This window comes from Kaistia sp. SLG-1 (assembly GCF_059699055.1).
Genome location: NZ_AP048544.1, coordinates 4,854,085 through 4,876,981, shown reverse-complemented (window position 1 = coordinate 4,876,981; position 22,897 = coordinate 4,854,085). Strand labels below are relative to the sequence as shown.

The window sequence follows — 22,897 nt, the reverse complement described above, 5'->3', positions numbered from 1 at the left end:
TGCCGTCAGAGCGGCTTCAGATTGTCTTCGATCGACTGGCGCCGGCCTTCCAGGAAGGGCGGCAGCGACAAATGTTCGCCGAGCGTCTCCAGCGGTTCGTCGGCCGTGAAGCCGGGGACGTCCGTGGCGATCTCGAACAGCACGCCGCTCGGCTCGCGGAAATAGAGCGAGCGGAAATAGTAGCGCTCGACCTCGCCGCTGGAGCCGATGCGGAAATCCCGCACCCGCTCGGCCCAGAGCCGCAAACTGTCATAGTCCGGCGTGCGGAAGGCGACGTGATGCACGCCGCCGGCGCCCTCGCGCGCCGTCGGCGCGTCCGGTTCGACCACGACATGCAGCTCCGCCTGCGGGCCGCCTTCGCCCATCTGGTAGACATGCACCTGGTTCGCCGAGATGGCGCTCTGCGGGTAGTCGCGCACCTTCTTCATGTGCAGGACACGGGTCAGCACCATCTCCGTCGGCGCCAGGTCGCGCACGCTCATCGTGATCGGGCCGAGGCCGCGGATCTGGTGCTCCGTCGGCACGGGGCTGCGCTCCCAGGGACGGGCGGCGGTGACCGGGCCATTGTCGACCAGCGACAGGCGCTGGCCCTCCGGATCCTCGAAGACGAGGCCCTGCCGCCCGCCGACATCGGCGACGTCGCCGGTCGCCACGCCCTGCGCCCGCAGGTGATCGCGCCACCAGCCGAGGCTGTTGCCGTCGACGCGGAAGCCGGTGCGGACGACCGAATGCGTGCCGCGCCGGGCGGGGCCGACCGGCCAGTCGAAGAAGGTGATGTCGGAACCCGGCGTCGCCTCGCCGTCGCCATAGAACAGATGATAGGCGCTGGTGTCGTCCTGGTTGACGGTCTTCTTCACCAGCCGAAGGCCGAGAACCCGGGTGTAGAAGGCGAGATTGCCGGGCGCATCCGCCGTGATCGCCGTGAGGTGGTGGAAGCCACCGAGCTTGAGATCCATGATGTTCTCTCCATCGAATGTGTTGGGCTCGAAAATGGCCTACTTCGATCGGAACTCAACCGCCTCCGCCAGAATAAGGCTGTCTCCGGAGAATGGACAATCGCAGGTAACCTGCCGTCGATGGAGGTAAAGTAAAGCGCTCAACCCTCCGTAGGGATAATCCCTGTGAAGAAGTTCTGGACGTAGAGGCCGGCAAGACGCATTTTGCGTGCACGAGGCATCGCGACCCATTAACAAACTCATATATCTCAGGAATAGGGATCGCGACGTTCGCTCGAGACAGAATAGCTCGAGGGTGACGGAGGAGAAGCGAGCGTCCGCCCATCGTGCGGAAGCCGGCTAAAGGGTCCATCAGGACTATCTAGGGAGGATACAACATGGTGAAGCTTATTCGTCAGCTTCTGGCGACGACGATCGCTGTCGGCGCCCTCGCAACGGCGGCGCATGCCGCCGGTCCGGAGATCGTCGCCGGTCCCAGCAACGATCCCAATTGCTTCAAGCCGTGGACGGCGGACACCAAGTTCTTCAAGTTCCCGAAGAAGGAAGGCCCGTATCGCGTCGCGCTTGCCAATGGATTCATCGGCAATACTTGGCGCATCCAGATGATCCAGACGGCCAAGGCCTATGCCGAGCAGCCGGACGTCAAGGCGAAGCTGAAGGAATTCAAGGTCGTCTCGACCGGTGACGACGTCGCGGCGCAGATCGCCGCCGTCGATAACTTCATCAATTCCGGCTACGACGCGATCGTCGTCAACGCCCAGAACCCGACGGCCTTCAAGCCGGTGATCAAGCGCGCCAAGGCGGCCGGCGTCGTGCTCGTCGCCTTCGACAACACGCTCGACACCGACGAGGCGATCAACGTCAACGTCAGCCAGAAGGGCCTCGGCGAGCTCTGGGGCCAGTGGATGGTCGATCACCTGCCCGAGGGCGGCAAGCTGCTCGAAGTGCGCGGCGTGACCGGCACGTCGGTCGATCGCGACCGCCATGAAGGCATCCAGGAAGTGCTGGGCAAGTCCGGCAAGAAGTTCGAGACAGTCGAGGTCATCGGCCGCTGGGACGACGGCACGGCGCAGAAGGTGACGGCCGATGCCGTCGCCGTGCACAAGAAGTTCGATGGCGTCACCGTCCAGGGCGGCTCGACCGGCACGGTCCGGGCGCTGATGGATGCCGGCCATCCCTTCGTGCCCGTCGGCGGCGAGACCGAGAACGGCTTCCGCAAGCTCTGCGCCGAGCACACGGGCGACGGCCTGAAATGCGTCTCGGCCGGTTCTGGCCCGGCCCAGGTCGCGGTCGCCATCAAGACGGCGATCGAGGCGCTGGAAGGCAATGTCGTGCCGCAGTCGATCGAGCTGCCGCTCGCCATCGACAAGGACCCGGACTTCAAGGACGGCGTGAACTTCTACTCGAAGGAATCCGACAATTTCTTCGTCGGCAACGCCTTCCCGTCCTGCGGCATCAACTTCACCGCCCAGGAAATCATGGGTCAGACGAAAGAGAACCAGTAGGTCTCCCGTCGTCGTCTGGCGGGCTCCCGAGCCCGCCAGACGCGTTCCGTCTCTTCTTGCGTGGATCGTGCCTTGACTGACCGGAAGCCCTATCTCGAACTGAAGCGCGTCTCGAAGCGCTATGGCGGCATCGCCGCGCTGACGGAGGTCGATTTTTCCGCCTATCCCGGCGAGATCCAGGCCGTGCTGGGCGAGAACGGCGCCGGCAAGTCGACGCTGATCAAGATCGCCTCCGGCGTCACCGATCCGACCGAAGGCGAGGTGCTGATCGAGGGCCGGCCGGTCCGCTTCCGCAATCCGACCGAGGCGATGCGCGCCGGCGTCGTCTGCGTGTTCCAGGAATTGTCGCTGCTGCCGGAGCTTACCGTCGCCGACAATCTCTCCATCGTCGATCCGCCGAAATGGGGCGGCATGATCGATGCCGGCGCCCAGCGCGATCGCGCCCGCGCGCTCCTGAAGCGCGTCGGCTGCGAGGACGTGCATCCGCTCGAGCTGGTGCGCGACCTGCCGCTGTCGCGCCGCCAGATGGTCGAGATCGCCAAGGCGCTCGGCCGCGACCCGCGTATCCTGATCCTCGACGAGGCGACCTCGGCGCTGACCGCCGACGACGTCGAGCGCGTCTACGGCATCATTCGCGAATTGAAGGCTTCGGGCGTCGGCATCCTCTATGTCTCGCACCGCATGCGCGAGATCGAGGCGCTGGCCGACACGGCGACCGTCTTCCGCAACGGCCGCCGGATCGAGACCTTCAAGAAGGGCGACCGCTCCGTCGACGCGATCATCCAGATGATGATTGGCCGCGAGGTGACGCACCAATATCCCGACAAGCCGGCGCCGCGGCCGGACGCGCCGGTGGCGCTCAAGGCCGCCAATCTCTCCTGGGGCCGCGAGATCCAGGATGTGTCGCTCGAGCTGAAGCGTGGCGAGATCGTCGGCCTCGGCGGGCTCGACGGGCAGGGCCAGCGCGAGCTGCTGCTGGGTCTCTTCGGCGTGCTCAAGGGCGTTTCCGGCAGCATCACGGTCGACGGCAAGCCGGTGGCGCTGAACGGCCCGCGCAAGGCGATGCACGCGCCGCTGCCGATGGCCCTGATCCCGGAGGACCGCAAGACCGAGGGGCTGATGCTGCCGATGAGCGTCCGGGACAACATGACGCTCGCCGCCCTGCCGCGCCTGCTTGGCCGTTTCGGCATCGATGCCGACAAGGAAAACGCCGCCGTCGATGTCATGGTCGAAAGGCTCCGGGTGAAGACGCCCAGTCTCGAAGCGCCGGTCTCGTCGCTGTCGGGCGGCAATCAGCAGAAGGTCGTGCTCGCCAAATGGCTGATGACGGAACCCGGCATCATCCTGCTGAACGATCCGACGCGCGGCATCGACGTCGGCACCAAGCAGGAGATCTATCGCCTGATGCGCGAGCTGGCGAACCAGGGAGCCTCGATCCTGTTCTATTCGACCGACTATGCCGAGCTGATCGGCTGCTGCGACCGCGTGCTCGTCGTCTATGACGGGCGCATTCGTCGCGAGCTCCCCGGCGCCGCGCTCACCGAGCGCAACCTGCTGCAGAGCGCCCTCAACATCGACGCGGCGGAGAAGGCGGCATGAGCACCGGCGCGAAGGGCAACTGGCGGTACTGGATCTCCCACAATGCGGGCGTGCTGACGGCGGCGACCTTGTTCGTCGTCATGTTCGCACTCTACGTTTCGAACCACAGCGCCGGGCTGACGCCGGCCGTCGCCACCACCGCGGCGAACAAGGCCGTCCTGCTGGCGCTAGTCGCCATGGCGCAGACCCTGCCGGTGCTGACGCGCGGCCTCGACCTGTCGGTCGGCATGGTGTTCGTCATGACCAACTGCATCGCCTCCGCGATCGCGGTCGGCACGATCGGCGAGGGCCTGCTCGGCGTCGCCGCGGTGCTTTTGATCGGCGCGCTGGCGGGCTTCATCAACGGCGCCATCGTCGTCTGGGGGCGGCTGCAGCCGATCATCACGACGCTGGCGACCGGCGCGGTCTATTACGGCATCGCCCTGTTCGTCCGCCCCAGCCCCGGCGGCGACGTGCAGTCCGACATCGCCGATTTGCTCACCGGCCAGGTGTTCGGCGTCGTGCCGGCGGCGCTGGTCGTGCTCGCCGTCGTCGTGCTTGTGGTCTGGATCCCCTATCGCCGCTCCGTGCTCGGCCGGGCCGCCTATGCCGTCGGCTCGAACGAGCAGGCCGCCTACATGTCCGGCGTGCCGGTGCAGCGGGCGAAGCTGCTCGCCTATACGCTCGCCGGCCTGCTCGCCTCGGTCGGCGGGCTGATGCTGACCTTCAACACCTATTCGGGCGAGGCCTCGGCGCCGATCGCCGGCACCTACACGCTGAACTCGATCGCGGCCGTCGTCATCGGCGGAACCTCGCTGTTCGGCGGCTGGGGCTCGGCCATCGGCTCGATCTTCGGCGCCTTCGTGCTCCGCACGATCGAGGATCTCCTGTTCGTCTTCGACCTGCCGCCGCTCTGGCAGCCCTTGTTCCAGGGCGTCGTGCTGCTCTTCGCGGTCAGCCTCGGCGCCTTCCGCATCCTGCGCATCCGCAACCGACTGGAGCTGTTCACGTGACCGGCGTCGAAACGGGGGCCATCAAGGGCCCGAGCCTGGCCGGGCGCTTCGGCATCGATCGCTCGGTCGCGATCGCCTTCGGCTGCATCCTGCTGATCCTCGCCGGCGGCGCGCTCTATTCGCCGGCCTTCCTGTCGCCGGAATACCTGCTGCAGCAGCTGCAGGTCGGAGCCTTTCTCGGCATCATCGCGTCCGGCGCGATGATGGTGATCCTGCTCGGCCATATCGACCTGTCGATTCCCTGGGTGGTGACGCTGGGCGCGATGATGGCGACGGCGATGGTCGGCTGGGGCGGGCCGGCGGGCGTCTGGCTCTGCATTCCCTTCGGCGTGCTCTGCGGCGCCTTCATCGGCACGCTGAACGGCCTCGGCGTCGCCTATCTGCGCCTGCCGTCGATGATCTTCACGCTCGGCATGAACGCCGTCGTGCAGGGATTGATGGTGCTCCACACTGGCGGCTTCGCGCCGCTCGACCAGGCGACCCGGGCGATGCATTTCATGGCGGTGCAGCGCACCCTGTTCGGGATCCCGAATGCCCTGTTCGTCTGGGCGCTGGTCGGCCTCTTCGTCATCTATGTCCTGAAGCGCACGGCGTTCGGCCGCGCGGTCTATGCGGTCGGAAACCGCGAATCCGCCGCCTATCTCTCCGGCGTCAACACCAACCGCGTGCTGATCGGCTGCTTCGCCTTTTCCGGCGCCATGGCCGCCTTCGCCGGCGTGCTGCTCGCCGGCTATTCCAACAAGGCCTACCAGAACATGGGCGACGCCTATCTGCTGCCGGCGATCGCGGCGGTGGTTCTGGGCGGCACCAACATCCTCGGCGGGCGCGGCAATTATCTCGGCACCATCGCCGGCGTCATCCTGATCACGCTGCTGCAGTCGATCCTCTCGGTGATGCAGATGCCGGAGGCCGGCCGCCAGGTGATCTATGGCTGCGTCATCATCACGATGCTGCTGATCTATGGTCGCGGCGCCAAGGCACGGAGCTGATCGAGGGCGCGGATCTGATTGAGGGCGCGGCGGGGATCGCCGCCCTTTCTTGCTGAGCCGGCTCGGGCGGAACTGCGGGCTCCGCCCGAAAGATGCCGCCTTCTGAGCGTCGTATCCTCGCCGCCGTCGGGCAGGCGGCATTGAAAGGAGCGTCGTGCATGGGGTCGATGAAGTTTCTCTGGGGCGCGGCGAGCGCCGCCTATCAGGTCGAGGGCGCCTGGCAGGCCGACGGCAAGGGCCTGTCGAACTGGGACATCTACACCAACGTCTATCGCGCGACGGAGCCGGTCACCGGCAAGCAGGAAACCGGCAACATCGCGATCAACGCCTATGATCGCGCGCAATATCTCGAAGACATCGCGCTGATGCGGAAGCTCGGCCTCAATTGCTACCGCTTCTCGCTGTCCTGGGCGCGGCTGTTGCCGGACGGCGTGGGGCGGGTCAACGAGGCCGGCATCGCGCACTACCAGCAATTCGTCGTCGACCTGCTCGAAGCGGGCATCGAGCCGGTTGTCACGCTCTATCACTGGGACCTGCCGCGGGCGCTCGACGATCGCGGCGGCTGGTCGAACCCGGAATCGATCGGCTGGTTCCGCCAGTATGCGAGCCTGGTGCGCGAGGCGCTCGGCGCCAAGGTGACCAAGTTCATCACCTTCAACGAGCCGTTCATCGATCTCTTCCTGATCGAGCCGATGATCGAGAACATCAAGTCGGGCGTCGGCGACCCCTTCGCCATCACCGACGCGCAATATGGCCGCCAGGCGATCGCGCTGCATCACTGGCTGCTCGCCAATGCGCTGACGATTGGCGATTTCCGCGAGGCTGGCTATCGCGGCGAGATCGGCGTGGCGCTGCCGCTGATGCCGACGATCCCGGAGAATCCCGGCAAGTCGGCGGACATCCTGTCGGCGGGGCTCGGCGACGCGGTGATCAACCGCTGGTGCCTCGATGCCCTGTTCAAGGGGCGCTATCCGGTCGAGGTGATGAACTCGTTCCAGGCGCTCAACCCGGATTTCGTCGTCACCGAGGCCGATCTCGCCACGCTCGCGGCCAACAAGCCCGATTTCCTCGGCGTCAATTTCTATGCGCCGGCCTATGTTCGCCACGATCCGCAGAAGCCGCTCGGCATCAACTGGATGGAGACCAATCCCGATCCGGCGCCGGCCGCCTATAACGGCCCGGTGCGCCCGGAATATCTCCGCCGCCTGCTCGAGCGCATCCGCGACGAATACGGCAATCCGCCGGTCTACATCACCGAGAACGGCGCCGGCTTCGGTCCGATCGATGAGGCGATCGACGGCGATACGATCAACGATCCCCGCCGGGCCAACTATATCCGCCGTCACGTCGAGGCGGCGTTGAAGGCGAAGGAGAACGGCGTCGACCTGCGCGGCTACATGGTCTGGAGCCTGTTCGACAATTTCGAATGGCTGCAGGGCTATGAGCGCCGCTTCGGCATCGTGCATGTCGATTTCGACACGCAGAAGCGCATCCCGAAGCGGAGTTTCGAGGCCTATCGCGAGATCATCGCCAAGGGCATCGAACACGCGCCGGTCCGCAACGTCTAGGCGTCTGCGCCCCTTGAGCTATCCCTCCACCGCATGCGGAACCGGCGTCGGATAGGCGAAGGGCTCCGCCCGGTCGCGCTCGTAGACCGGCTCGCCGGCGATATAGGTGGCGCGGATGGCGCGGTCGTCGCCGAGTGTCATCAGCACGAACAGCTTTTCGGCGAGATCGCGCGCATGGCCGAGGCGGAATTCCAGCAGCGGCGTCGCCTTCAGGTCGAGGACGACGAGATCGGCCTCGAAGCCCGGCGCGATCTGGCCGATGCGGTCTTCCAGCCGAAGCGCCTCGGCGCCGCCCCGGGTCGCGAGATAGAAGCCCTGTTCGGCGGTGAGCGCATGACCGCCGAGCTTCGCCACCTTGTAGGCCTCGCCGAGCGACTGCAGCTGCGAGAAGCTTGTGCCGGCGCCGATATCGGTGCCGAGGCCGACGCGCACGGGGCGCTCGATCCGCCGGGCGTCGAACATCCGGAACAGGCCGCTGCCGAGGAAGAGGTTCGAGGTCGGGCAGTGGGCGAGTGCCGAGCCGGTGCGGTGGCAGCAGGCGAAGTCCTCTTCGTTCATGTGCACGGCATGGCCGAAGATCGCGCGCGGGCCGGTGAGCCCCGCATGGTCGTAGACGTCGAGATAGGTGGAGCGCTCGGGGAACAGCTCCTTGACCCAGGCGACCTCGCCGGGGTTCTCGCAGAGATGGGTCTGCACATAGGTGCCGGGATGCTCGCGCCAGAGGCGGCCGGCCGCCTCGAGCTGCGCCTGCGTCGAGGTCGGCGCGAAGCGCGGCGTGATGCTGTAGAGCTGGCGGCCCCGGCCGTGCCATCGTTCAATCAGCGCCTTCGACTGCCGGTAGCCGGTCTCGGCCGTGTCGAGCAGGTCCGCCGGCGCATTGCGGTCCATCAGCACCTTGCCGGCGATCATCCGCGTGTTGAAGCGCTCGGATTCCTCGAAGAAGGCGTCCACCGACTGCGGATGCACCGTGCAGTAGACCGAGGCGGTCGTCGTGCCGGCGCGCAGCAACTCTCGCAGGAACCGTCCCGCCACGTCGCGCGCATGCGCATCGTCGACGAAGTCCTGCTCGGCGACGAAGGTATAGCGCTCCAGCCATTCCAGCAGTTCCGCCCCGAAGGCGCCGATCATCTGCATCTGCGGGAAATGCACATGCGCGTCGACGAAGCCCGAGCAGATCAGCGCGTCGGCATGATGCGTCAGCGGCACGCCGGCCGGCAGGCTGGCCAGCCCGGTCTCCGCGTCCTCGACGCTCGCGATGTGGCCATCCTCGATGCGGATCAGCGCGTCGGGCCAGAACTGCAGGGCCTCGCCCGCCGGGAGCTGGAAGGGATCGCCGCGAAAGGTCAGCGCGGGACCGCGGATCGCCCGCTGCGTCATGGTGGTATCCCTTTCGGGGAGGGTCCGGGAGGACGCGCTCCGATGGTGGGGCGGAATTCGCCCCGAGACTGGCTTGCAAGCCGAGACTGGCTTTGCAAACCGAAACTGGCTTTGCAAACAACGTGCCTACGATCCCCCGGCGGGGCGGGAAACACCAGAGGGGAAGCCGCGCAAACCGGATGAAGACCGCGCGCTTCGGCCCGACCGAAGGCCGGGACCCGAATCCGCCGCAGGGCGCATTTGTGGACAGCGCTCGCCGCAGCCGATAAAAGGCGCTGTCAGCAACAGGACGGAGCAGAGGTCTGCGTGCGTCTGCAAGACGCCGGACCGCGCGCAAATGACCAAGCCCCAGGCTCAATCGCATCCCCAGACGCCGCTTCCTCCCGAGGACAAAAAGCTCAATCTGCGTCGCTGGGGCGATTTCTACCGTGCGATCGTCAACAATGACGAGGGAACGATCGGCGTCGTGGCGCGCATCCTGCGCGCCAACTTCCGCGATCACCGCACCGGCTACATGATTTCTTTCGTCTTTCTGTTCATCGTCGCGGCGATGACGTCGCTGTCCGCCTGGATCATGCGCGACGTCGTCAACCAGATTTTCGTCGACCAGAACGTCAAGATGCTCTGGGTGCTGTCCTTCGGCGTCATGCTGATCTTCATCGTCAAGGGCTTCGCGACCTACGGCCAGGTGGTCATCCAGAGCCGGATCGGTAACCGCATCGTCGCGGAGAACCAGAAGCGCTTCTACGACCGCTGCCTGAAGTTCGGCCTCGATTTCTACAATGATCGCGCCTCGAGCGAGCTGATCATGTCGATCTCGGGCGGATCGAACGCCATCCGCAATATTCTCGACACCATCGTCCTCAGCCTCGGCCGCGATCTCGTGACGCTGCTCGGCCTGATCTTCGTCATGGTCTACCAGGCGCCGCTGATGTCGATCATCGCGCTCTTGGTGGCGCCGATCGCCATCTTCTTCGTCGGCGGCCTGATCAAGCGCATCCGCGATATCGCCAAGGCGGAATTCGTCTCCGGCACGCAGATCATCGCGATCATCCAGGAGACGGTGCACGGCGCCAAGATGGTCAAGGCCTTCGGCCTCGGCGACCATATGCGCGGCCGCATGTCCACCGCGGTGACGTCGGTCGAGCAGCGCGCCAACAAGATCGCGCAGCTGCAGGCCCGCACCAGTCCGCTGATGGAAACGCTGGGCGGCATCTCGATCGGCCTCGTCATCCTCTATGCCGGCTGGGCGACGATCTCGGCCGGCAAGACGCCGGGCGAGTTCATGTCCTTCATCACGGCGCTGCTGCTCGCCTACGAGCCGGCGAAGCGGCTCGCCCGCATGAATGTCGGCATCGCCGAGAGCCTGATCCCCGTGCGCATGATGTTCGGCATCCTCGACCACCCGCAGAGCCTGACGGAGGCGGACGATCGTCCGTCGCTGAAGCTGACGCGCGGCAAGATCGAGCTCCAGGACGTGAGCTTCGCCTACCGCAAGAAGGAGCCGGTGCTGAGCGGCATCAACCTCTCCGTCGACCATGGCCAGCGCCTCGCGCTCGTCGGACCCTCGGGCGGCGGCAAGTCGACCATCCTGTCGCTGATCCAGCGCTTCTATGACGTCGAGGGCGGCGCCGTCCTCGTCGACGGCCAGGACATCCGCACCGTCTCGGTCGGCTCGCTGCGGCACCAGATCGCCTTCGTCAGCCAGGACGTGTTCCTGTTCTCCGGCACCGTCGCCGACAACATCCGCGTCGGCCGGCTGGGCGCGACCGATGCCGAGGTCGAGGCGGCCGCCCGCGACGCCTTCGCCTATGATTTCATCCAGGGCCTGCCCGAGGGCTTCCAGAGCAATGTCGGCGAGAACGGCGTGCAGCTTTCCGGCGGCCAGCGCCAGCGCATCGCGATCGCCCGCGCCATCCTGAAGAACGCGCCGATCCTGCTGCTCGACGAGGCCACCTCGGCGCTCGATTCGGAATCCGAGCACATGATCCAGATCGCGCTCGACAAGCTGGTGGAGGGGCGCACGACGATCGTCATCGCCCACCGCCTGGCGACCATCCTGAGCGCCGACAAGATCGCGGTGATCGAGCGCGGCCGCGTCGTCGAGGTCGGCACCCATCCGGAGCTCGTCCGGCTCGGCGGCGTCTATGAGAAGCTCTACCGCTACCAGTTCGACGAGGGCGTCAGCGAGCGGGAAGTGGCGCAGGCGGCGCTCTGAGGCCACTCGGCCGCCGGTTCGTCCGGCTGGCCGGGTCGTGTCCCGTTCGGGAGGCTCGCGCCATCGCGGCGGCCATCCCTGAAGGCTTCGGCCCTCCCTGCGCGGGAGGGCCGTTTTCGTTTGCGACGCGCGCTTCGATCAGAGCAGGCCGCGGCCGGCGAGGTTGCGCATCAGCGCCGCCGTGCCGAAGGTCCAGGGCTCGGCATCGGGGCAGAGCACGACGCGGTTCGACAGCTTGCCGAGCTTCGGCGCGCTGATCGTGACGATGTCGCCGACCTTGTGGGTGAAGCCCTGGCCGGGGCCGTCGCGATCCTGCACCGGCGCGAACATCGTGCCGAGATAGAGCACGAAGCCGTCGGGATACTGGTGGTTCTTGCCGACCGTCTGCTTGACCAGGTCTTCCGGGTCGCGGCTGATCTTCGACATGGCGCTGGAGCCGTCCATGCGGAAGCCGTCATCCTCGCCGTCGACGGTCAGGCGCACTTCGGTCTGCCGCACGTCGTCGAGCGAGAACGAGGCATCGAAAAGGCGGATCATCGGGCCGATCGAGGCGCTGGCATTGTTGTCCTTGGCCTTCGACAGCAGCAGGGCGGAGCGGCCCTCGACGTCACGCAGGTTGACGTCGTTGCCGAGCGTCGCGCCGATGATCTTGCCGGCCGACGACACGACCAGCACGACTTCCGGCTCCGGATTGTTCCAGGTCGAGATCGGGTGGATGCCGATCTCGGCGAGGTGGCCGACCGCCGACATCGGCTGCGCCTTCGAGAAGATCTCGGCGTCGGGGCCGATGCCGACCTCGAGATACTGGGACCACATGCCCTTCTCGATCAGCAGCTTCTTCAGCGCTGCCGCCTGCTCGGAGCCGGGGCGCAGCGCCGCCAGGTCGTCGCCGATGGTGGCGTTGATCTCGGCGCGGATGGCGTTGGCCCGCTCGGGCAGGCCGCGAGCCTGCTCCTCGATGACGCGCTCGAGCATCGAGACGACGAAGGTGACGCCGGCCGCCTTGACCGCCTGCAGGTCGATCGGCGCGATCAGATAGGGCTTCGACGGGTCGCGATTGGCGAGCGGCGTGTTGGCGAGGATCTCCTCGAAGCTGCCGATGAACTCGCCGTCGGCGGTGGCGGCGGCGCGCGCCGGATCCTGCGTCTCGCAGAGATCGCGCATGGTGACGATCGAGGCGGTGATGTCGATCAACTGGCCATCGCGCAGGACGACCACGGACGGGCCGTCGACGTCGGGACGGAAGACCCGGCCGACCAGCGTCGCGGCCTCCGCGTCCTCGGGCAGCGCAAAGCGGGCAGCAGTATCGAGCGGCATTGGGCGTCTCCGGATTTTTTTCGGCGCGGATGCGCCGATATTGAAAAAAGGCGCACCCGTTATAGCCTGCGACGCGCGATAGGCCAGACGTCTGTCGTCTTTCGTGTCGGCGCCATCGCGCGCTAACGCGATCGGATCCGTGCCGCGATGGGAAATGCTTCCATGGAGATCGATATTCCGGAGATCAGGGCGGAGCTCGAGGCGGCCTTCGCCCGCTACGAGCAGGCGCTGGTCGGCAATGACGTCGACACGCTCGACGCGCTGTTTCTCGAGGCGCCGACGACCATCCGCTATGGCGCCGGCGAGAATCTCTATGGCTATGCCGAGATCCAGGCGTTCCGCGCCGGTCGCTCGCCGGCCGGCCTGGCCCGCGCGCTGGAGCGCACGGTGATCACGACCTATGGCCGCGATTTCGGCACCGCCTCGACGCTGTTCCGCCGCGAGGGCGCCCCCGGCCGCGTCGGCCGCCAGATGCAGAGCTGGGTCCGCACCCCCGCCGGTTGGCGCGTCGTCGCCGCCCATGTCAGCGTCATCGCGGATCCGGAGGCCTGAGCGTCTGGCCCGCAATGCCGGGGGAAGCTCTTCTTTCACCTCTCCCTGAGGGAGAGGTCGGAGCGAAGCTCCGGGTGAGGGTTTAGGAAACCATCCGGTGAGGCCGTAAACCCTCACCCGCCGGCCTCCGGCCGTCGACCTCTCCCCCAGGGAGAGGTGTAGGAAGGGTACTTCGCCCCTCTAGAGAGGAGGCTCAGGACAGAAATCTGCCGCCTCCTTTCCATCATGCAATCCGGACCAGCCGCTCAGATGCAGCCGACATAGTCGCGCGCCGCCCGGGCGCGCGCCTGGATGTTGCGGGCGCGGTTCTGCAGGTAGCGCGTCGGCTTGGCCGGGTTGCGGGTGATCGGATTGGGGAGCGCCGCCGTCAATAGCGCCGCCTCGCGCGCCGTCAGCTTCGAGGCCGGCTTGTTGAAGTAGTGCTGCGCCGCCGCCTCCGCGCCGAACAGGCCAGGGCCCCATTCGGCGATGTTCAGGTAGATCTCCATCACCCGCCGCTTCGACAGCATGAAATCGGCGTAGTAGGCGAGGGGGATCTCCAGCGCCTTGCGGAGATAGGAGCGCGACGGCCAGAGGAACAGGTTCTTCACCGTCTGCATGGTGATCGTGCTGGCGCCGCGCGACGGGCCGCCCTGGCGGTCGAGCGCCGCGCTGAGCTCGCCCCAGTCGACGCCGGAATGGCTGCAATACTGCCCGTCCTCCGACATCACCACCGAATTGACGAGCGCCGGCGCGATGTTCTCGAGCGGCGTCCAGTCGCGCTTCATGCCCTGGCCGGTAGCGCCCGACCAGAGCATCAGCGTCGAGACCGGCGGCACGAAGGCATAGATCGGCGTCAGAACCAGCGGCAGGGCAACGATGATGGCGAACACTTTGGCAATACCTGTAATCAAGCCCCTGCGGGCTGCGAACGGTCGGGAGAGGGCGGCCGGCAGTCGAAGGGTCATACGCGATCCGATCCGGCTCGGTCGCGGACGGGTTCGATGGCGAACTGGCGCAGGAAGCCGGCGAGGAGGTGGAAGTCACGCTCGCGGCTGGATCCCTTGCGCCAGACGAGGCCGAGCGAGCGGCGCGCCGGCGTGCCATCGAGCTCGGAGAGGCGGATGTCGGTTCCCGACAGGATGCCGGCCTCGACGGCGATGCGCGGCAGGAAGGTGATGCCGAGCTGGTTGTCGACCATGTGCACGAGGGTCGTCAGGCTGGAGGCCCGGATCTCCTCGTTCTGCTTGTCGGCGAGGCCGGGCGCCACGGCGCGGATGTGCTCGCGCAGGCAATGGCCGTCCTCCAGCAGCAGCAGCGTCTCGTCCGCCAGCTCTTCGCGCCGCACCGTCTGCCGGCCCGCCAGCGCGTGGCTGGCGTCGACGGCGAGGAGCAGGCTGTCCTCGGCGATGATCTCTGTGGCGAACCCTTCCGTCTGGACGGGAAAGGCGATCAGGCAGATGTCGAGCCGGCCGGCGCGGAGATCCTCCAGCAGGGTCCGCGTCAGGTCCTCGCGCAGGTGCAGCCGCAATTGCGGGTAGGCGCGGCGCAGCTCCGGCAGGGTGCGCGGCAGGAAATAGGGCGCGATCGACGGGATGACGCCGAGCCGGATGCGGCCGGTGAGCGGCGCCTCGCTGGAGCGCGCGGCGTCGACCATCTCGCGCGCGTCGACCAGCAGCGCCTTCATCCGCCGCACGGTGTCCTCGCCGGCCGCCGTCAGCACCGTCGTCCGGTTGGAGCGGTCGATCAGCGAAACGCCGATCGTCTCCTCGAGCTGCCGGATGGCGTCGGAAAGCGTCGACTGCGTGACATGGCAGGCCTGCGCCGCCCGGCTGAACGATCCGGATTCGGCGAGCGCGACGAAATATTGCATCTGGCGGAGCGTGGGCAGCAGCATGGCGCCTGCTATAGCCGCAGGTTGTAGGGGCGGCAATCGGGATTTCCGATGCCAATCTTCGGTTATTACGATTTGACCGAACGAGCCCTGCGTGGGATCCATTCGCACATGCAGCGGCGATTCCGTCGGTTTGGCTGCACTGCAAAAAATCACAACACGATCCCCATCGTGACAGGAGAGTAGAATGCTCGGCATTGGCGACAAGCTGCCCGAATTTTCCGTGACCGGCGTGAAGCCTGGCTTCAACAGCCACGAAGAGAACGGCGAGAGCGCTTTCGAGACGCTGACCGAGAAAAGCTTTCCGGGCAAGTGGAAGGTGATCTTCTTCTACCCGAAGGACTTCACCTTCGTCTGCCCGACCGAAATCGCCGAATTCGCCCGTCTCGCCGGTGATTTCGAGGATCGCGACGCCGTCGTGCTCGGCGGTTCGACCGACAACGAGTTCGTCAAGCTCGCCTGGCGCCGTGACCACAAGGACCTGGACCGGCTGCCGATCTGGAATTTCGCCGACACCAACGGTTCGCTGGTCGACGGCCTCGGCGTGCGTTCGCCGGATGGCGTCGCCTACCGCGTCACCTACATCGTCGATCCGGAAGGCACGATCCAGCACAGCTACGCGACCAATCTGAACGTCGGCCGCAACCCGAAGGACACGCTGCGCGTCCTCGACGCGCTGCAGACGGACGAGCTTTGCCCGTGCAACCGCGAAGTCGGCGGCGCCACGCTGGCGGCCTGATTCATTCTACCGGCTGGGCGGCCGCGTCGAGACGCGGCTGCCCGGTCGGATATCGTGACGACGCCTCGTCCGCTCCGTTTCCAAAGCGTCGCGCCGTCCGCCCGCGCACCGGGCTTCGCGGGCGCCTGTGCAAAGGTTTTCCATGTCGATCGATTCGCTGAAGTCCCGGATCCCGGATTTCGCCAAGGATGTCCGTCTCAACCTGTCGACGCTGGCGTCCGACGAGACGCTGCCGCCGCAGCAGAAATACGGCCTGATCGTCGCCTGCGCGATCGCCACCCGCAATCCGGAGGTCCGCGCCGCGCTCGAGGCTGAGGCCGCGCCACACCTCACGCCGGCGGCGCTCGCCGCCGCCAAGTCGGCCGTGTCGATCATGGCGATGAACAACGTCTACTACCGCTTCAGCCATCTGGTCTCGAACACCGAATACCGCACCATGCCGGCAAAGCTGCGCATGAACGTCATCGGCAATCCCGGCGTCGACAAGGTCGATTTCGAGCTCTGGTCGCTGGCCGTCTCGGCCATCAATGGCTGCGGCATGTGCATGGACAGCCACGAGGCGGTGCTGAAGAAGGCGAATGTTTCGTCCGAGGTCATCCAGACGGCCGTGCGTTTCGCCGCGATCATCCAGTCGGTCGGCGTCGCCCTCGAGGCAGCCGAAGCGGCCTGATCCTCCAGCCTCCTGAGAGTCTCCGGGCCGACCGAATGCGGTGGGGCCCGGAGCGCGAGGGACGAGAAAAACTAGCTCTTTGTTGGGTCGCGTTTTCTTCACGCGAACCGGTATCCACTTCGCTCGAAAACGCTCTAGTTCTGCAGCACGGCCGCGTCGATGAAATCGAGGCGGCCGTCGCGTATGGCCCGCGCGGTCAGGTGGTTGGTGTCGCGATAGTCCGGCAGGACGCCGTCGCGCGAGACCGGGCAGTGTCCCGCGTCGCACATGCCCTCCAGCGGGTCGACCAGCCGGGCGCCGCTGTCCTCCGCAAGCTTCGCGAGCGCTTCGCGCGCCGCCGCCGCCGCTTCACGCGTCGCCTCGAGTTCGATCGGCGCCAGCCCGTCCGGCTCCGTCCCCAAGAAGGCCCGCTTCACCGATTGGCGCGGAATGTCGATATCAGCGAAGGGGATCGGCTGCAGCAGCGTCACCTCGATGCCCCGCTCGCGCAGGTTCCGGATCCGCGCCGCCAGCTCGGCGAAGGCCGCGTCGAGCCCCTGCTGGTGGCGCGTGGGGTTGGTTTCCGGCCGGCAGCGCCCGTCCCGTTGGAAGCAGAGCACGTGGCTGTTGTCGCGGCCTCGCGCATAGGGCTTCAGATAGATCGGCCAATACGCGGCGATCAGCACCTTCTGATAGTCGCCGCTGGCGGCGCGCTCCCAGGCGGCTTCGAAGAATTCGTCGCAGCGCGAGCCCGGCTTGATCTCGTTGACGCCGGGAAGCGGCGGGCATCCGCCATAGGTCAGGAAGGTGAAGCTGTGGTCCGGCCGGCCGGCCTCCCAATGCGTATGGAACAGTTCCGCGTGGGAATCGCCGATGAACAGCACGTTGCTGGCGGCAGGCTCGCCGATGACGCAGGGCCGGAGCGCGTTTCCGATGGTGTAACCGCCGCATTCCATCGGATAGGCGCCGTCGTCGATCGCCGCCTCGGCCGCGGCCACGCGCGCGGCCAGCGCGTCGCGCGGCTCGCCCCGGCCGCTGGCGGCGACGAGCGACGCAGTCGTCGTCCCGGCCAGGATCACCACCCCGGCCAGAACGGCCGGACGCGGCCGCCACCGCCCGGCGCGCCGCGCCTCGGGCGGGCGGCGGAAGGGCGATTCGATGTAGCGATAGGAAAGCCCGGCCAGCGCGAAGGTCGCCATGAGGCCGCAAAGCGTTGCCAGCGCGCCGCTGACCTCGAAATAGCCGAGCGCCATGACGATCGGCCAGTGCCAGATGTAGATCGAATACGACCAGAGGCCGAGCGCCAGCACGACGGAATTGCCAAGGCCGGGCGCCTGCTCCTGCCGCGCCGCGAGCAGCAGCACCGTGCCGCCGACCGGGAGCAACGTAGCGAAGGACGGCCAGGGCACGAGGTCGTCGAGGCCGATGAAGGCGACCGCGATCAGGGCGAGGCCGGCGAGCGCCAGCGCCGCCGACAGGCGCGGCCCGGGCCGGCGGGCGCCGAGATGCAGGTAGACGAGACCGCCGGCCAGCATTTCCCAGGCCCGCGTCGGCAGCAGGTAGAAGGTGAAGACGGGCTTCGACGTTGCGAGCCACGCCGCGAGCGCGAAGGAGAGGATCATGCCGGTCCAGAAGGCGGCGATCCGCCAGCGCCGGCCGGGCAGCAGGCGATGTAGCGCGATCATCACGATCGGCAGGACCAGGTAGAACTGCCACTCCACCGAGAGCGACCAGGTGTGCAGCAGCCAGTTTTCCTTCGATGCGACGTCGAAATAGCCGGCGCCGCGCCAGAAGGAGAAATTGGAGACGAACAGGATCGACGAGGCGATGCCGGACGCGATCTCGCGCCGCGTCAGCGGATCGATGATGAGCTGCGAGACGACCAGCAGCACGACGCAGAGCGCGCCGAGCGCCGGCAGGATCCGTCGCGCCCGCGCGCCATAGAAGCGCCAGAGCGAGAAGCGGCCCTGGTCGAGACCGTCGGCGATGATCTTGGTCATCAAATAGCCGGAGACGACGAAGAACAGGTCGACGCCTGCGAAGCCGCCGGTGAACGGGCCGATGCGGAAATGGAACAGCACGACGCCGACGACGGCCAGCGCCCGCAACAAATTGATGTCGAGGCGGAAGGCGCTGGCGGAGGACGGAGTGGCGAGCGGCGTCATGCGGAGCTTCGGTCGATACGGGAAATGCAAGCATTAGGCGACGCGGCGATCCCGCGCAATCAGGCGTTCGGCGGCGCGGCTCGACCGAAGGGATAGTGCCGCACCGCGAATTGGCGCTTCGGCTTGACGCGGCCCCGCCGGAAGCGGCAAGGGTGGCCCAAACTCCCTCGCTCGCATGAGGCCATCTTGGTTTTGCTCGACGACGAATTCCGCGCCCGTCTCTCCGCCACGGCCACCGCTACCGAAGCCTGCCTGGACGCTGTCCTGACCGAAGCCCCGGCCGAGGGCGAGATCGCCAGGCCCGCACGGCTGGTCGAGGCGATGCGCTACGCGGCGCTCGGCGGCGGCAAGCGCCTGCGCCCGTTCCTGGCGAGCGAGACGGCGCGGCTGTTCGGCTCGGAGGAGGCCGGCGCGCTCCGCATCGGCGCGGCGATCGAATGCCTGCATTGCTACAGCCTCGTGCATGACGACCTGCCGGCGATGGACGATGACGATCTTCGGCGCGGCAAGCCGACGCTGCATCGGGCCTTCGACGAGGCGACGGCGATCCTCGCCGGCGACGCGTTGCAGACGCTGGCCTTCGACTTGATGGCGGATCCGGCGACGCATGCCGACCCGCTGGTCCGGGCCGAGCTGGTGCTCGGGCTCGCCCGTGCCTCTGGCCTCGGCGGCATGGCGGGCGGGCAGATGCTCGACCTGCAGGCCGAGGCGGAAACGCCCGACGAGGCGTCGATCCGCCGGCTGCAGGCGATGAAGACGGGCGCGCTGATCCGCCTCTCCTGCGAGGCCGGCGCCATTCTCGGCCGCGCCTCGCCGGAAGATCGTGCCCGCATCCGCCGCTTCGGCGAGATTATCGGCCTCGCCTTCCAGCTCGCCGACGACATTCTCGACGAGACGGCGACGGCTGAAGCCCTCGGCAAGGCGACCGGCAAGGATTCTTCCCGTGGCAAGGGGACGCTCGTCGGGCTGCATGGCGTCGCGCGCGCCCGTGCCATGCTCGACGATCTGGTGGCCGAGGCCGAGGCGCTGCTCGCCCCCTATGGCGCGCGGGCGAAGACGCTCGCCGCCGCCGCGCGCTTCGTCGCCGATCGCGAGGCTTGAGCCTCGCGGACGCGGGCCTCAGCCCTTGTTCTTGACGAGGCGCACCAGCGGCTTGCCGCCGGCGTCGAGCAGGGTCAGCTTGGCGCCGTCGATGCGGAAGCTCCGCGTCGCCGACAGCGCGTCGAGGAACTTGCGCTCCTGGTCCATCTGCGCCGGCACGCAGGCCATCTGCGTCGCGCCGAGCGGCCCGACCTTGAGCACGCCGTCCTTGACCGTGACGGTGCCGAAATAGCGGTTGCAGCCGCCCGAGCCGGAAATCTTGCCGTCGCCCTCGATCGAGAGCGTCGACTGCACGATGTCGAGCACGCCGTTGCCGCCGATGTCCTCTGCCAGCCACTCGGTGCCCTTCAGCGAGGCGGCCGGGCTCGACGGCGACGCCGTGCCCTTGTTGTTGGCGCCCTTGTCGCTGACCTTGGTGGGTTCGTCCTGGTCAGGCACCCGCTGCACCACGATCGTCATCGGCCCCTTGGCGGTCAGCGGATCGATCGGAATGGCGTCCTTGTTGGCGTAGAGCAGGTCGTCGCCGAGATCGATCCGCGCCTGCAGCTGATAGTGGTGGTTCGGCTTGATGCGGGACGTCGCGTAGTGCAGGCGGAAGTCGATCGGCACCTGGCGGCCGCGCGGCCGGATGCGCTGCTTGGCGATCACCTTGGCCGGCCGGTCGGCATGGGTGACGTCCACCAGGCTGATGGTCACGGCCACTTTCGGATCGAGGGCGATGCGCTCGCGATAGGTGACCGAGCCGTCGAGCGGTCGCGCCACCGCGAGGCTCGGCAAGGCCAGAAGGGCGAGAGCAAACAACAGGCGCATCGGCAGAAGCTTGATCACGATCGATCCTCGTCCACGAAGGCATGGGACAAGAGATCTAGACGCAACCGCCGAAGCAGTAAACGGTGCAGATTGTGCCGCCTCGCTCCCGTCGAACCGCCCCCTCCCCAAAACGGTCTCCGCCCGTTTTGACCCTCCCTCAAGGGGAGGCCTGCGCAAAGGCCTCAAGTCGGTCGGCAGCCCCGATTTCCATCATCCTGAGGAGGCTTGCGGTAGCAAGCCGTCTCGAAGGACGCACGGTCTCAGGGCAGCTGTCGATGGCACGACGGCTCTGCGTGCTTCGAGACGGCCCTTCGGGCCTCCTCAGCATGATGAGGGTGGTGCTGCGAATAGGATCTCCCGGGGGAGAGCCCTCGCGCCTACTCCGCCGCCTCGCCCGCCTTCGCGCCGAGCCCGAACCGCTTCTCGATGTACTCGTCGACCAGCTTGCGGAAATCGTCGGCGATCTGCGGGCCGCGCAGCGTCACCGCCTTCTTGCCGTCGATGAAGACCGGGGCGGCCGGGGTCTCGCCGGTGCCGGGGAGCGAGATGCCGATGTCGGCGTGCTTCGATTCGCCGGGGCCGTTGACGATGCAGCCCATCACGGCGACCTTCAGGGCCTCCACGCCCGGATAGCGCTCGCGCCATTGAGGCATCGAGGTGCGGATGTCTTCCTGAATCCGGCTCGCCAGTTCCTGGAACACGGTCGACGTCGTGCGGCCGCAGCCGGGGCAGGCGGCGACGATCGGCAGGAACGCGCGGAACCCCATGGTCTGCAGCAGTTCCTGCGCTACCTGCACCTCGCGGGTGCGGTCGCCGTTCGGCTCCGGCGTCAGCGAGACGCGGATGGTGTCGCCGATGCCTTCTTGCAGCAGGATGCCCATGGCGGCGGACGAGGCGACGATGCCCTTCGAGCCCATGCCGGCCTCGGTGAGGCCGAGATGCAGGCAATGGTCGGAGCGGCGGGCGAGATCGCGATAGACGGCGATCAGATCCTGCACATTCGACACCTTCGCCGACAGGATGATCTTGTCGCGCGGCAGGCCAATGCTCTCGGCAAGGTTGGCCGAGAGGATGGCCGACTGGCAGATCGCCTCGCGCATCACGGCGGCGGCCGAGATCGGCGTCGCAGAGGCGGCGTTCTCGTCCATCAGCCGGGTCAGCAGCTCCTGGTCCAACGAGCCCCAGTTGACGCCGATGCGCACCGGCTTGTCGTATTTTATCGCGAGCTCGATCAGCGTCGCGAACTGGCGGTCGCGCTTCTCGCCGAAACCGACATTGCCGGGATTGATGCGGTATTTGTCGAGCGCCTCGGCGCAGGCCGGGTGATCGGTCAAAAGCTTGTGGCCGATATAGTGGAAGTCGCCGATCAGCGGCACGTTGATCCGCTTGGCGAGCAGCTTTTCCTTGATGAACGGCACCGCGGCCGCGGCCTCGTCGCGGTCGACGGTGATGCGGACCATCTCGGAGCCGGCGCGGGCGAGCGCCGCCACCTGGGCGACGGTCGCGTCGATGTCGGCGGTGTCGGTGTTGGTCATCGACTGCACGACGACCGGCGCGTCGCCGCCGACGCGGACCTTGCCGACGCGGACGGCGGTGGCGCGACGGCGCGGCAGCGGACCAGCGAGGAATTCAGGGGAGGTGGGCATTTCGTTCATGCGAGATCACGCGCTGTCGCTCCCTCGCCCGCTTCGCGGGAGAGGGCGGGGGTGAGGGCGCGCCGAAGGCGCGAATTGAGATAGTTGCCCGCAAGCAAGACCCTCACCCAACCCTCTCCCGCAAGCGGGCGAGGGCTTTTCGGACCGAGGTGAGGGTATGTCACGGGAGACATCAATCTACGCCGACTCGCGGCAGCGGGCGCAGAGGCCGCGGATTTCGATGATCGGCGCGGTCGGCGCGAAGCCGGCCGCCTCGGTCACCGCGGCGAGCGCCTCGGTCAGCGCGGCGGACGACGCCTCGCCGGCGGCGCCGCACTGCTCGCAGAGCAGGAAGACGGTAGCGGCGCCATGGCCGGGCTTGTCGTGGCCCTCCGGCCCGCGCGAGCAGGCGATATAGGCGTTGCGGCTCTCGATGCGGTGCGCGAAGCCGTGCTCGACGAGGAAATCGAGCGCGCGATAGACGGAGACCGGGGCCGGGCGCGGTCCTTCGGCGGCAAGCCGGTCGATCACGTCATAGGCGCTGGCGGGCACGTGGCTCTCGGCGAGCGCGGCCAGGACCTTGCGGCGCTGCTCGGTGAAGCGCAGGCCCTCGGCGGCGGAAATCGCCTCGGCATGGGCGATGGCGTCGCGGGCGCAATGGTCGTGGTTGTGATCGCGATGTTCGAGCACGATCCGGTCTGCTTCGCTCATGATCGCCCTGTTCTGGCCGCCTCGTCGTCAAGCCGCGCGGGAGATGTCGTCTCCGCGTGCGCGTTCTAGCACGGATCGGCGGCGAGGCCGACTCCGCGCCGATTGCCGCATGCCGTCTCCTGACGCCTTCTCTTGCTGTTGC

The 22,897-nt window shown here is 67.2% G+C and carries 19 protein-coding genes; 10 read left to right on the top strand and 9 right to left on the bottom strand.

Going from position 1 to position 22,897, the window contains the following annotated elements:
* Window positions 1-5 precede the first annotated feature (5 nt).
* Window positions 6-956, bottom strand: a complete 951-nt coding sequence (locus AC6HZP_RS22670; RefSeq protein ID WP_497524649.1) for a ring-cleaving dioxygenase — start codon at window positions 954-956, stop codon at window positions 6-8.
* Between the two features lie 377 nt (window positions 957-1,333).
* On the opposite strand from AC6HZP_RS22670, the gene AC6HZP_RS22665 reads away from it, so the two are divergent.
* From AC6HZP_RS22665 to AC6HZP_RS22645, 5 genes are all read left to right on the top strand, one after another.
* Window positions 1,334-2,461, top strand: a complete 1,128-nt coding sequence (locus AC6HZP_RS22665; protein WP_497524648.1) for a sugar ABC transporter substrate-binding protein — start codon at window positions 1,334-1,336, stop codon at window positions 2,459-2,461.
* Window positions 2,462-2,533: 72 nt separating this feature from the next.
* Window positions 2,534-4,060 carry a sugar ABC transporter ATP-binding protein gene (locus AC6HZP_RS22660; protein WP_497524647.1) on the top strand — a complete coding sequence of 509 codons (1,527 nt, stop codon included), beginning with the start codon at window positions 2,534-2,536 and terminating at the stop codon, window positions 4,058-4,060.
* Window positions 4,057-5,052: an ABC transporter permease gene (locus tag AC6HZP_RS22655; protein WP_201401187.1), complete on the top strand. Its 996-nt coding sequence runs from the start codon at window positions 4,057-4,059 to the stop codon at window positions 5,050-5,052. The genes AC6HZP_RS22660 and AC6HZP_RS22655 overlap by 4 nt, the downstream gene beginning before the upstream one ends.
* A complete protein-coding gene (locus tag AC6HZP_RS22650) occupies window positions 5,049-6,041 on the top strand; it encodes an ABC transporter permease (protein ID WP_201401186.1) in 993 nt (330 codons plus the stop codon). The genes AC6HZP_RS22655 and AC6HZP_RS22650 overlap by 4 nt, the downstream gene beginning before the upstream one ends.
* Window positions 6,042-6,199: 158 nt before the next feature.
* Complete coding sequence (locus AC6HZP_RS22645) at window positions 6,200-7,609, top strand: glycoside hydrolase family 1 protein (RefSeq protein ID WP_497524646.1); 1,410 nt, start codon at window positions 6,200-6,202, stop codon at window positions 7,607-7,609.
* 18 nt (window positions 7,610-7,627) lie between these two features.
* On the opposite strand, the gene guaD is transcribed toward AC6HZP_RS22645, so the two are convergent.
* Window positions 7,628-8,986, bottom strand: a complete 1,359-nt coding sequence (guaD, locus tag AC6HZP_RS22640; RefSeq protein ID WP_497524645.1) for a guanine deaminase — start codon at window positions 8,984-8,986, stop codon at window positions 7,628-7,630.
* 337 nt (window positions 8,987-9,323) lie between these two features.
* Between guaD and AC6HZP_RS22635 the strand changes: the two genes are divergently transcribed.
* On the top strand, window positions 9,324-11,204 hold the full coding sequence (locus AC6HZP_RS22635; protein WP_497524644.1) for an ABC transporter ATP-binding protein: 1,881 nt from the start codon (window positions 9,324-9,326) through the stop codon (window positions 11,202-11,204).
* 138 nt (window positions 11,205-11,342) lie between these two features.
* Here the strand turns inward: AC6HZP_RS22635 and AC6HZP_RS22630 are convergent, their stop codons facing one another.
* Window positions 11,343-12,521 (bottom strand): fumarylacetoacetate hydrolase family protein, encoded by a 1,179-nt coding sequence (locus tag AC6HZP_RS22630; RefSeq protein WP_497524643.1) that lies wholly within the window; start codon window positions 12,519-12,521, stop codon window positions 11,343-11,345.
* A gap of 162 nt (window positions 12,522-12,683) precedes the next feature.
* Here AC6HZP_RS22630 and hpxZ point away from each other — a divergent pair, with 162 nt between their 5' ends.
* Window positions 12,684-13,073 (top strand): oxalurate catabolism protein HpxZ, encoded by a 390-nt coding sequence (gene hpxZ / locus AC6HZP_RS22625; RefSeq protein WP_497524642.1) that lies wholly within the window; start codon window positions 12,684-12,686, stop codon window positions 13,071-13,073.
* Window positions 13,074-13,318: 245 nt separating this feature from the next.
* On the opposite strand, the gene mtgA is transcribed toward hpxZ, so the two are convergent.
* Together mtgA and AC6HZP_RS22615 are read right to left on the bottom strand one after the other, a co-directional pair.
* Complete coding sequence (gene mtgA / locus AC6HZP_RS22620) at window positions 13,319-14,020, bottom strand: monofunctional biosynthetic peptidoglycan transglycosylase (protein ID WP_201401180.1); 702 nt, start codon at window positions 14,018-14,020, stop codon at window positions 13,319-13,321.
* On the bottom strand, window positions 14,017-14,949 hold the full coding sequence (locus AC6HZP_RS22615) for a hydrogen peroxide-inducible genes activator (protein WP_497524641.1): 933 nt from the start codon (window positions 14,947-14,949) through the stop codon (window positions 14,017-14,019). The genes mtgA and AC6HZP_RS22615 overlap by 4 nt, the downstream gene beginning before the upstream one ends.
* 184 nt (window positions 14,950-15,133) lie before the next feature.
* On the opposite strand from AC6HZP_RS22615, the gene AC6HZP_RS22610 reads away from it, so the two are divergent.
* Together AC6HZP_RS22610 and ahpD are read left to right on the top strand one after the other, a co-directional pair.
* The gene (locus tag AC6HZP_RS22610) at window positions 15,134-15,685 is read left to right on the top strand and encodes a peroxiredoxin (protein WP_201401178.1); all 552 of its coding nucleotides are present in this window, start codon (window positions 15,134-15,136) and stop codon (window positions 15,683-15,685) included.
* Between the two features lie 142 nt (window positions 15,686-15,827).
* Window positions 15,828-16,355, top strand: coding sequence for an alkylhydroperoxidase, AhpD family (gene ahpD, locus AC6HZP_RS22605; RefSeq protein WP_497524640.1), 528 nt, complete (start codon window positions 15,828-15,830; stop codon window positions 16,353-16,355).
* A 134-nt stretch (window positions 16,356-16,489) separates the two neighbouring features.
* On the opposite strand, the gene AC6HZP_RS22600 is transcribed toward ahpD, so the two are convergent.
* Window positions 16,490-18,499 (bottom strand): acyltransferase family protein, encoded by a 2,010-nt coding sequence (locus tag AC6HZP_RS22600; protein ID WP_497524639.1) that lies wholly within the window; start codon window positions 18,497-18,499, stop codon window positions 16,490-16,492.
* Between the two features lie 186 nt (window positions 18,500-18,685).
* Between AC6HZP_RS22600 and AC6HZP_RS22595 the strand changes: the two genes are divergently transcribed.
* The gene (locus AC6HZP_RS22595) at window positions 18,686-19,600 is read left to right on the top strand and encodes a polyprenyl synthetase family protein (protein ID WP_497524638.1); all 915 of its coding nucleotides are present in this window, start codon (window positions 18,686-18,688) and stop codon (window positions 19,598-19,600) included.
* A gap of 18 nt (window positions 19,601-19,618) precedes the next feature.
* Here the strand turns inward: AC6HZP_RS22595 and AC6HZP_RS22590 are convergent, their stop codons facing one another.
* From AC6HZP_RS22590 to AC6HZP_RS22580, 3 genes are all read right to left on the bottom strand, one after another.
* Entirely contained in the window at window positions 19,619-20,428 is an 810-nt protein-coding gene (locus tag AC6HZP_RS22590; RefSeq protein ID WP_497524637.1) for an META domain-containing protein, read from the bottom strand.
* Window positions 20,429-20,787: 359 nt separating this feature from the next.
* Complete coding sequence (ispG, locus tag AC6HZP_RS22585) at window positions 20,788-22,056, bottom strand: flavodoxin-dependent (E)-4-hydroxy-3-methylbut-2-enyl-diphosphate synthase (RefSeq protein WP_497526843.1); 1,269 nt, start codon at window positions 22,054-22,056, stop codon at window positions 20,788-20,790.
* 186 nt (window positions 22,057-22,242) lie between these two features.
* Window positions 22,243-22,755 (bottom strand): Fur family transcriptional regulator, encoded by a 513-nt coding sequence (locus tag AC6HZP_RS22580; protein WP_201401174.1) that lies wholly within the window; start codon window positions 22,753-22,755, stop codon window positions 22,243-22,245.
* Between the last annotated feature and the right edge of the window lie 142 nt (window positions 22,756-22,897).

What these genes read in the sequence shown, in the direction of transcription:
- AC6HZP_RS22670 (WP_497524649.1), bottom strand. Translation starts at nt 956, where the DNA reads ATGGATCTCAAGCTCGGTGGCTTCCACCACCTCACGGCGATCACGGCG.
- AC6HZP_RS22665 (WP_497524648.1), top strand. Translation starts at nt 1,334, where the DNA reads ATGGTGAAGCTTATTCGTCAGCTTCTGGCGACGACGATCGCTGTCGGC.
- AC6HZP_RS22655 (WP_201401187.1), top strand. Translation starts at nt 4,057, where the DNA reads ATGAGCACCGGCGCGAAGGGCAACTGGCGGTACTGGATCTCCCACAAT.
- AC6HZP_RS22645 (WP_497524646.1), top strand. Translation starts at nt 6,200, where the DNA reads ATGGGGTCGATGAAGTTTCTCTGGGGCGCGGCGAGCGCCGCCTATCAG.
- guaD (WP_497524645.1), bottom strand. Translation starts at nt 8,986, where the DNA reads ATGACGCAGCGGGCGATCCGCGGTCCCGCGCTGACCTTTCGCGGCGAT.
- AC6HZP_RS22635 (WP_497524644.1), top strand. Translation starts at nt 9,324, where the DNA reads ATGACCAAGCCCCAGGCTCAATCGCATCCCCAGACGCCGCTTCCTCCC.
- AC6HZP_RS22630 (WP_497524643.1), bottom strand. Translation starts at nt 12,521, where the DNA reads ATGCCGCTCGATACTGCTGCCCGCTTTGCGCTGCCCGAGGACGCGGAG.
- hpxZ (WP_497524642.1), top strand. Translation starts at nt 12,684, where the DNA reads ATGGAGATCGATATTCCGGAGATCAGGGCGGAGCTCGAGGCGGCCTTC.
- mtgA (WP_201401180.1), bottom strand. Translation starts at nt 14,020, where the DNA reads ATGACCCTTCGACTGCCGGCCGCCCTCTCCCGACCGTTCGCAGCCCGC.
- AC6HZP_RS22615 (WP_497524641.1), bottom strand. Translation starts at nt 14,949, where the DNA reads ATGCTGCTGCCCACGCTCCGCCAGATGCAATATTTCGTCGCGCTCGCC.
- AC6HZP_RS22610 (WP_201401178.1), top strand. Translation starts at nt 15,134, where the DNA reads ATGCTCGGCATTGGCGACAAGCTGCCCGAATTTTCCGTGACCGGCGTG.
- ahpD (WP_497524640.1), top strand. Translation starts at nt 15,828, where the DNA reads ATGTCGATCGATTCGCTGAAGTCCCGGATCCCGGATTTCGCCAAGGAT.
- AC6HZP_RS22600 (WP_497524639.1), bottom strand. Translation starts at nt 18,499, where the DNA reads ATGACGCCGCTCGCCACTCCGTCCTCCGCCAGCGCCTTCCGCCTCGAC.
- ispG (WP_497526843.1), bottom strand. Translation starts at nt 22,056, where the DNA reads ATGCCCACCTCCCCTGAATTCCTCGCTGGTCCGCTGCCGCGCCGTCGC.
- AC6HZP_RS22580 (WP_201401174.1), bottom strand. Translation starts at nt 22,755, where the DNA reads ATGAGCGAAGCAGACCGGATCGTGCTCGAACATCGCGATCACAACCAC.